This is a genomic window from Bacteroidales bacterium (assembly GCA_014860585.1).
Taxonomy (GTDB): domain Bacteria; phylum Bacteroidota; class Bacteroidia; order Bacteroidales; family 4484-276; genus RZYY01.
Genome location: JACZJL010000122.1, coordinates 38,242 through 47,780, shown reverse-complemented (window position 1 = coordinate 47,780; position 9,539 = coordinate 38,242). Strand labels below are relative to the sequence as shown.

Annotated in this window: 8 protein-coding genes; 3 read left to right on the top strand and 5 right to left on the bottom strand. The window is 41.0% G+C overall.

From position 1 onward, the window contains the following. Nucleotides 1–45: 45 nt before the first annotated feature. Entirely contained in the window at nucleotides 46–1,404 is a 1,359-nt protein-coding gene (locus IH598_13240; protein ID MBE0639475.1) for an MATE family efflux transporter, read from the bottom strand. Between the two features lie 186 nt (nucleotides 1,405–1,590). Here IH598_13240 and IH598_13235 point away from each other — a divergent pair, with 186 nt between their 5' ends. Continuing rightward, complete coding sequence (locus tag IH598_13235) at nucleotides 1,591–3,330, top strand: bifunctional metallophosphatase/5'-nucleotidase (GenBank protein MBE0639474.1); 1,740 nt, start codon at nucleotides 1,591–1,593, stop codon at nucleotides 3,328–3,330. Nucleotides 3,331–3,457: 127 nt separating this feature from the next. Next, nucleotides 3,458–3,856 (top strand): OsmC family protein, encoded by a 399-nt coding sequence (locus IH598_13230; GenBank protein ID MBE0639473.1) that lies wholly within the window; start codon nucleotides 3,458–3,460, stop codon nucleotides 3,854–3,856. Nucleotides 3,857–4,000: 144 nt separating this feature from the next. Here IH598_13230 and IH598_13225 read toward each other — a convergent pair whose 3' ends face one another. From IH598_13225 to rplM, 4 genes are all read right to left on the bottom strand, one after another. Continuing rightward, the gene (locus IH598_13225) at nucleotides 4,001–4,837 is read right to left on the bottom strand and encodes an elongation factor Ts (protein ID MBE0639472.1); all 837 of its coding nucleotides are present in this window, start codon (nucleotides 4,835–4,837) and stop codon (nucleotides 4,001–4,003) included. A gap of 25 nt (nucleotides 4,838–4,862) precedes the next feature. Beyond that, complete coding sequence (gene rpsB, locus IH598_13220) at nucleotides 4,863–5,765, bottom strand: 30S ribosomal protein S2 (GenBank protein ID MBE0639471.1); 903 nt, start codon at nucleotides 5,763–5,765, stop codon at nucleotides 4,863–4,865. 105 nt (nucleotides 5,766–5,870) lie between these two features. Then, the gene (rpsI, locus tag IH598_13215; GenBank protein ID MBE0639470.1) at nucleotides 5,871–6,257 is read right to left on the bottom strand and encodes a 30S ribosomal protein S9; all 387 of its coding nucleotides are present in this window, start codon (nucleotides 6,255–6,257) and stop codon (nucleotides 5,871–5,873) included. A 3-nt stretch (nucleotides 6,258–6,260) separates the two neighbouring features. Next, the gene (rplM, locus tag IH598_13210; protein MBE0639469.1) at nucleotides 6,261–6,716 is read right to left on the bottom strand and encodes a 50S ribosomal protein L13; all 456 of its coding nucleotides are present in this window, start codon (nucleotides 6,714–6,716) and stop codon (nucleotides 6,261–6,263) included. A gap of 377 nt (nucleotides 6,717–7,093) precedes the next feature. Here rplM and IH598_13205 point away from each other — a divergent pair, with 377 nt between their 5' ends. Continuing rightward, nucleotides 7,094–9,505 carry a tetratricopeptide repeat protein gene (locus IH598_13205; GenBank protein ID MBE0639468.1) on the top strand — a complete coding sequence of 804 codons (2,412 nt, stop codon included), beginning with the start codon at nucleotides 7,094–7,096 and terminating at the stop codon, nucleotides 9,503–9,505. The last annotated feature ends 34 nt before the right edge of the window (nucleotides 9,506–9,539 follow it).

The window sequence follows — 9,539 nt, the reverse complement described above, 5'->3', positions numbered from 1 at the left end:
GAGAATAATCTGGAATCACATCGTTAAATAATGAATATGAGTAACTTATGAGGCTGGGTGTAAACTAAGGGATTTCAATTTACGTAAGGTGTAAATTACCGCAATAATCGCCGCTGACCAGTTGATGGCAACGATTCCCCACCATATGCCCAATAGCTCAAAACCCAAAACCTGCGTAAAGAGGGTTAAAACAAGCATTGGCATGAAAAACTGCCGGTAAATTCCTATCCACACGGCAAGCATAGGCATTTTCAATCCCTGCATCACTGCGATGGATACATTGAGCAATAGGTAGGCATTGAAGATGAGGGTGGCAATCTCTAAATAAGTGGCGCCGATTTTTATTACCGTTTCATTTTTTGTAAAGAACCCCATCAGTTGATCGGAAAACAGAAAAACCCACACCATGCCTATACTCATTACGATGATTCCGTATTTGAGGTTTTTCCGGTAAGTTTCAAGCACCCGGTCAATGCGTCCGGCGCCAAAATTATTGCCTACGATGCTTAATGCCGCAATGTTAAGACCAATGGTTGGCAGCAGCGCTATTTGTTCAATGCGGGTCGCAATGCCATAAGCTGCAACACCGTCCTGACCAAATGCACTTACAAACCAGGTAATAATGAAAATGCCAACAGCGATAGTCATCATGTTGAAACTGGCTGGAAATCCCTGCTGCATGATTTCTTTAAGATATGATTTACGGGGATAAAACAACTGCCATTCGATCAATGCAAAGAGTTCGGTACGTCGAACCCTGTAACCCAGGTAAAGAGTACCTCCAAACTGAATGATTACCGTGGCAAGGGCAATACCTTCAATTCCCATTGCCGGCAGACCAACCCAACCATACATGAGCACCGGATCAAGAATTATATTGGCCAGTGCGCCTGCAATCAGGAAATTCCTAAAAGAAATGGTATCGCCGCGGGAGGATAAAATTCCGTTCAAAATGCCATTCATGAGAAAAGTGACTGTGCAAAAAAGAATTACATTCATATAATCCAATGCCAGGGCAAGATATTCTCCTTCAGCATTCATGAAGCGGAAAAGATAGGGAACAACGAGATATCCTATGATCGAAAGAACAACCGAAATAACAAAACCAAAAACAAGTGCCTGCCGGGCAAAAATCTTGGCGCCTTCCTCATCTCTCTTCCCCATTGAATTGGCAATCAGCGCTGTTGTGCCCGTTCCAATACCCATTCCAACGGATAAAATGATGAAAAACACAGGGAATGACAGCGCCATTCCAGCCTGAGCCGCAGTAGAAATTAAACCGGCAAACCATGTGTCCACCACATTGAACATCGTATTAAAGAAAAAACCGACACTGGTTGGAATGGCCAATTTACGAATCAGAACCGGAATTGGAAGTTCAATGAAGTCAAGACGACGCGACATATAGGGAAAATGAGGATTTGAATGTCATCATACAAAATTGGACAATAAACCGCTGATATTCAATTTTGTTCAGTCCAACCTTTTTATCAGTAAAATCTTGTTAATATTGCAGGCAGATAATGTTTTAGATTTCCTACTAATAAATACAACCTAATGAGATATTTATACGCGCTGTTTTTCCTTTTAATGTTCGTCCTGCCTGGTTGCCAGCAAAATTCCCGCCCTGAGCGGATTGTCATCAAAATTATCGAAACCACCGATGTTCATGGCGCTATTTTCCCGTATGATCTGATTTCAGATCAAGCCACCCAACATTCGCTGGCGCAAGTCTATTCCTATGTGGAGCAGCAGCGAAATCAAACCGGTCAGGAGGTAATTTTGCTTGATAACGGGGATATATTGCAGGGTGATCCGTTGATCTACTATTACAACTTTGAACGCAATGACGAACCTCACATCGTTTCGCAGGTAATGAATTTTATGAAATACGATGCAGCTACTGTTGGCAATCATGATATTGAGCCGGGACCTGCAGTTTACAACAAAGTATTGAATGAATTTAACTTTCCATGGATGGCTGCCAATGCTGTTGATCAAAAAACAAAAGAATCCTTTTTCAAGCCTTACACCATCATCGAAAGGCAGGGAGTCAGGATTGCAGTACTCGGGCTGATCACACCGGCAATTCCAAAATGGCTTCCTGAATACACATGGGAAGGCCTGGAATTTCAGGATATGATTGAGGCAGCAAACCTTTGGGTTGAAAAGATTCAGCAAAACGAAAAGCCTGACCTGCTTATCGGGCTTTTCCATGCCGGTGTGGATTATACTTACGCCAACCAGGATGAAAACACAAGGTTCAATGAGAATGCTTCATTACTGATTGCCGAGCAGGTTCCGGGCTTTGATGTCATTTTTGTTGGACACGATCATCACGGATGGAACAAATGGGCCAGCGATTTTTTTGGCAGTGAAGTCCTGATCCTGGGCGCATTAAATGGAGCCAGAAACGTTGCAGTGGCAAATATAACGCTCACCCTCGATAAATCAACAAACAGCTATACAAAAGAGATTACCGGTGAAATCGTGGTAACGGATCCGTTCGAGCCTCATCAGGCATTTATGTCACTATTCAGGCCGGCTTTCGATAATGCTACTGATTACGTCGTACGGCCAATCGGAGAGTTGACTACCACTCTATCAACACGACCTGTTTTTTTTGGTGATGCAGCCTTCACTGACCTTATCCACCAGGTTCAATTGGATTTGACCGGGGCTGATATTTCATTTGCGTCATCCAATTCCTTTGACCTGGAGATTAAACCGGGGGTTCTTTTAGTTCGCGATATGTTTACATTTCATCGTTACGAAAACCTATTGTATACCATGACCCTCACCGGGCAGGAGATCAAAGATTATCTGGAGTATTCTGCAGGGTTGTGGTTCAATCAAATGACATCATCATCAGACCATCTTTTACTGATGAAAAAAGATGAAAATGGCAACATCCTGCTCCGTAAAAACAATACAGCCTCCCTGCAAAATCCATTCTGGAACCTCGATGCGGCCGAGGGAATCATTTATACTGTTGATGTTTCAATGCCTGTAGGCGCCCGGATTAAAATCAGTAAAATGGTTAATGGTGAACCATTTGAACTTCAAAAGATTTACAAAGTTGCTGTCAATTCCTATCGTGGAAACGGCGGAGGGGATCATCTGACAGTCGGCGCCGGAATACCGGTGGAGGAGTTGAATGCACGTATTGTATTCAGCACCGAAAAAGACCTCCGCTGGCACACCGTCGAATGGATCGAAAAGAAAGGCGCCATAAGTCCGGTGTCCAATAGCAATTGGAAAGTAGTTCCGGAAAAATGGGTGATGGAAGCGTGGCAAAAAGATCAGTTACTTTTATTTGGCGGGAAATAATTTCATCCCTGCATTCTTTTCCGAAACTCTTTATTTACAAGGGTTTTTACATAATCTTACAGTTTAAACTTTCTGCAGAATGTTATACTATTTTTGCCTCATTAAAACTTAAACATCAATCTTAATCATGGAAATGAAAATTTTTTTTGAGGGAAAAAAGAAAGTTAATGCTGAATTTAACGGACAGATTATCCCGACAGACCAGCCCTTGCAATCGGGCGGCGAAGGCAGTGCTCCGGCGCCTTTCACACTTTTTTTAGCTTCCATTGGCACATGTGCAGGGATTTATATCAAATCCTTCTGCGACCAGCGTAATATCCCTACCGACGAGATATCTATCACCCAGAAAATGAATTACAACTACAAAACGCGCCTCATTGATAATATTGAATTGCAGGTTCATCTTCCTGCCGACTTTCCTGAAAAATATAAACCGGCATTAATTACTACCGCAAACTTATGTGCTGTAAAAGAGCACCTCAAAAATCCTCCCGCAATAGAAGTGAATACCTATACTGCTGATTGATTTGATGAGGCTGTTTCTAACGTTTTTCATTTGGATTTTCAACGTTTCGGGTTAATTCCAGACTTTAGAGATAGCCTCTTTTTATCCAAAAAAAAAGGTAACCACATCGGGCTACCTTTTTTTGTGCTTATACTTTCCCTAAATTTAAGAACCCAATCCAAAACGGTAGAATTTAGTCACTGTTAATCCTTTATCCGACTCCTTCAGGTATTCACCCACAGTCTTCTTGCTGTCTTTAATGAACTCCTGGTTGAGTAAAGTGCTTTCTTTGAAAAATTTCTGAAGACGACCCTGAGCGATTTTTTCGAGCATGTTTTCAGGTTTTCCTTCTTTACGGGATAACTCGATACCAATCTCAATTTCTTTGTCGATGACTTCCTGTGGAACGGAATCTTTATCCAAGGCAACCGGGTTCATAGCGGCAATTTGCATGGCCACATCATGACCTTTTTCGTCGATATTAGGAGCATCCGCCATATTGAGACCTACAAGGGTACCAATTTTATTGCCGAGGTGATTGTAAGAAGCTACTTTTGGTGCTTCAATGGAGGCATAGCTGTCGAATTCCATTTTTTCACCGGTCTTACCGATCAAATCATTGAGCATTTGCTCTACGGTCAGGTCGCCAATTTTCATTGCGCGAGCCTCTTCAAGGGTTTTTACTTTATTTTCGGTGGCTTTATTGGCGATGGTTTTTACAAAGTTGACATACTCCTCACTCTTGCCAACAAAGTCGGTTTCGCAATTGACCATTACTACAACACCGAAAGTATGATCCTGGCTGGTTTGTGCCATCACATAACCTTCGGTTGCCTCTTTATCAGCGCGTTTGGCCGCTACTTTGGCTCCTTTTTTACGAAGTATTTCAATTGCTTTTTCAAAATCACCGTTGCTTTCGCCGAGGGCCTGCTTACAGTCCATCATTCCGGCGCCTGTTTGTTTACGGAGCTTTGCAACATCTGCTGCAGAAATATTTGACATCTTATATTTTTTTAAAGTTTGTTAGTTACTTTTTTCTAATCGCAGCGCCTTTCCTGGCTCTTTTTTCTCTTTCAACTACCTCTTCTTCTTCTTTTTTCAGCTTTTTCAGTTCTTCTTTTTTCAAAGCACGGGTGTCCTCATCATCTGCATCCTCGATTTCGGCTTCAAGCTCTTGTCTTGTACGTGTTTTGATGTTTTCAGCTTCCTCTTCATCTTCCTTGGCGCGCTTATCTTTTTCAACCTTTCTTTCCATCAACCCTTCTTCAATGGCTTTTACCATGATTTCGATGATGAGTGAAATTGATTTTGATGCATCGTCATTGGCTGGGATGGGGAAATCAACTGATTTTGGATCAGAGTTGGTATCAACCATTGCAAATGTTGGAATGCTCAATTTTTTGGCTTCTGCCACCGAAATGTGCTCTTTCAGAATGTCGATGATGAAAAGCGCTGATGGCAGCCTGCTCAGGTCAGAAATACTACCGAGTTGTTTTTCCAGTTTGGCTCTTTCGCGGGTAATCTGGAGGCGCTCCCTTTTCGAGATGTTGGTGAAGGACGGGTCTTTCATCATACTGTCGATCTGGGTCATCTTGCGCACTGCTTTGCGGATGGTAGCAAAGTTGGTTAGCATTCCACCAGGCCAGCGTTCAGTAACGTAAGGCATTCCAACTCTTTTAACTTTTTCAGCTACAATGTCTTTTGCCTGCTTTTTTGTAGCGACAAATAACACTTTTTTACCGGATTTGGCGATCTGTTTAAGCGCCGAGGCAGCCTCTTCAATCTTGGCTGCGGTTTTGTAAAGGTCGATGATGTGGATTCCGTTACGCTCCATAAAGATGTAAGGAGCCATGTTAGGATTCCACTTTCTTTTCAAGTGCCCGAAATGCACACCTGCATCGAGCAATTCTTCGAAGTTTGTTCTTGCCATTGAGTTTTGAGTTTATGTTTACATTCCGATTAAGCAACCAATGAGTAGTTCAACGCGGGATGAAGTCTCACCGGTTTGGATACTAAACACTTTAATATCCGGGTACTATCGTTTACTAAATTGAAATCTTTTACGGGCTTTTTTCTGACCGGGCTTTTTACGTTCAACCATCCTGGGGTCTCTTCTGAGAAACCCATTGGATTTGAGGATAGGACGATGTTCCGGTTCCATCTCAATAATTGCTCTTGAAATGGCAAGACGAAGCGCTTCTGCTTGTCCTTTAATACCTCCACCGTCAAGGTTGGCTTTAATATCTAATTTGTCAACATAGTTGGTAAGTTCCAACGGTTGGCGAACAATATTCTGTAGTGTTTCGACTGTAAAATAGTGTTCAATTTCACGTTTGTTGATGGTGATTTTGCCACTGCCTGGTTGAACATATACCCTTGCTACAGCGGTTTTTCTCCTGCCTATCGTGTTGATTACTTCCATTGCTTATTTAATTTCATTTAAGTTGATTTTCCTTGGCTTTTGCGCTTCCTGATTGTGCTCAGGACCAACGTAAACATGAAGATTACGGAAAAGTTGGTTTGAGAGTTTGTTTTTTGGAAGCATTCCTCTGACTGCCTCTTCAACTATCGAGCCTGGCTTTCTTAATTTAAACTGTGTGGCGGTCAAAACCTTTTGACCTCCGGGGTAACCTGAGTGGGTGATATACTCCTTATCAGCCCATTTATTGCCGGTCAGTCTGACCTTTTCGGCATTGATAACAACCACATTATCACCGCAATCAACATGGGGTGTGTAGTTTGTTTTGAGTTTTCCACGCAGCAGAAGCGCTACTTTTGAGGCCAACCGCCCCAGAACTTCGTTTTCAGCGTCAACAAGAACCCATTCTTTGGTTACTGTCTCTTTATTGGCGCTTACTGTCTTGTAACTTAAGGTATCCATTTATTAATCAGTTAAATCTATTCCTTTTTAAAATCCCTTTTTAAAACGGGCTGCAAAAGTAGAATTAATTTGGTTATCAACAAACATCCTGAAAAAAAAGTTTTATGCAACCCTGTTAATGAAAAGCAATACAAAAAGCTAACTCCATTGATAATCAAAGTCCATATTTAATTTGTGCATAAAAGTATGTACTAAAAATTGGAAACTTTTTTCCGGATATGAATTCTTAAAGCAACATCAATTATATTTGCAAAGCAAAACTGCCTGATTTGAATTCGTTTGCCAGCGCCGGAATAATGTGATTTGGTTTTTTCGGTCGGTTAAATGGTACCATGTTTCATAGCTGGCAGGTATTGACTTACTAAACTGATGATTAAATGAAAAAAATCTACCTGGTATTCATCTTTCTGCTTTTTTTCCAAAGTCTTAAAGCTGACAAATACATCGACAGCCTGAGAATGGTCATGCAAAGTGATACAATTTCCGATGACGATATCTTGTGGACTTACAACGCGATGACCGATTATTTGATGAATGTGGATATTGATCAGTGCCGGGAAATTTGCAAAGAGGCCATATCCTATGCAATTAAAGTCAAAAATTTCAAGCATGAAATTGTTTTTACTAGTATCCTTGGTACCACCTATTATTATCAGGGTGATTACAAAACCACAGCCGAATATTGGCTGAATGCACTCAGCATCAGCGAAAATGCCAAAGATACCCTTCGTATTGAACAAATTTACAATAACCTGGGTATTTTATATCAAACGATCAATGATTATGAAACCAGTAGTAAGTATTATTTTAAGTCCCTGGAATTGAAGAAAAATGCAGGTGACAAGGAAAAAATAGCCATAACCCAAATGAATATTGGTGCGCTGTTTCACAAAATGCAACTTCATGACTCGGCTTACGTGTATCTTAGCGAGGCACTTAGTGTGCTTAAATTGGTAGAAAACCATCGTGCACTTTCCGGGATTTATAATAACCTTGGCGCCGTGCATCAGGCAAAGAAAGAGTATGAGCTGGCCATGGAAAACTATGATCTTGCCTATGAATTGAAGGAATATTTACCGGGCCATGAACGCGCGAGATTGCTTATGAATATGGGTTCATGTCTGATGATATTTTTAAACAAAGACCTGGAAGGCCGAAAATATTTGGAGGAAAGTTATGAGCTTGCCCAATCGCAAAACAACCTGAACGTCATTCGAAACATTTATGGAGTTTATTCCCACTATTACTATAATCAAGGAAATTACAAGGAAGCTTACGATTACCTCGAACTTGAAAACCAATTCAAGGATTCAATCTTTACCATCGAAAAAGATATTCAAATCAAGGAGATGCAGGCCAATTTTGATTTTGAAAGACGAGAGCAGGAATTGAACCAGAAGATGGAACTGGAAAAGATTGCAAACGAAAGGCAGATACGGATTTCCCGTGTGATGATCAGTTTAGTCATTATAGCTTTTATTGTTTTAGGGATTATTTCATACCTGTTCACGCGCGTGAGGAAAGCAAAACGAAAATTAGAAGCGACTCAGCTTGCATTAGAAAAGACCAATGCTGATCTGCGTAAAGCCAAATCGGACACCGAGCGTGCGTTGGAGTTTAAGAGTCAGTTTTTGGCCAATATGAGCCATGAAGTAAGAACACCGTTAAATGCGATTATCGGGTTTAATTCAAAAATGAAAACGACCATTACCGACCCAAAGGTTGGAGAATACCTTGATGCCATTGAAGTAAGCAGTTATAATCTTCTGGCTTTACTCAATGATGTGCTGAATATGTCAAAAATTGAGGCTGGAAAAATCGAGGTTAATCCGGTACATACAAATCTGAAATCATTGATTCATGATATCTGGTATTCATTTCATCTAAGCGCAAAAGACGCCGAAATTGAGTTTAGCGCAGATTATGATGAAACCCTCCCGGAGCATTTTTACCTTGATCAGGTGCTGCTTCGTCAAATTTTAGTCAATCTGGTTGGAAATGCGCTAAAATTCACTCATCATGGATATGTTAAAATCAGCGTTCGGCCATCAGTAAGTCACCAGAAATTTTACGCTTCGAGTACATATCATATTGATATTGTTGTGGAAGACACCGGAATTGGTATAAAACCTGAAGATCAGAGAGATATTTTCGAATCATTTGTCCAGGCTAAGCATCAGGAAAGTGATTTATATAGAGGGACTGGTCTTGGACTGGCTATATCGAAAAAGTTTTCAAATCTGATGGGAGGAGACATCACCCTGATAAGCAAGCCTGGTAAAGGAAGTACATTCACAGTGAGTCTGCACAAGGTTTCCTTAGCTTTTCCTGAAACATCGGAGTTTAAAAGAGCAAAGCCAATAGCCCGAAATATTGATTTTCAGTTTACCGGTGGTGTTTTGCTGGTGGCAGATGATGAAGAATTGAACCGAAAAGTAGTTCAGTCATTTTTTGTAGATACTGCTGTGGAACTGCATGTTGTTGAAAATGGCGAACAATTGATCGAAAAAGCAAAAGAAATAAGGCCAACCTTAATCCTTTCGGATATGAAGATGCCGGTAAAAAATGGTATTGAAGCAGCTAAGGTAATCAAGGCAGACCCAGACCTGAAAGATATTCCAATCATCGCTTTCACGGCATCCATTGATTTTCCAAAACTTGATGCAGAAATAAGGAAACTATTCTCCGGTTGCATCAATAAACCGGTGGATATCAGCGAACTTTACCAGCGTTTGTCATTTTATTTACCTACCAATAGAAACAGCGAACAACCGGTTGGGCACCCTTAATTGGAGTTGAATGAAACAGATATGATCAGGTTCC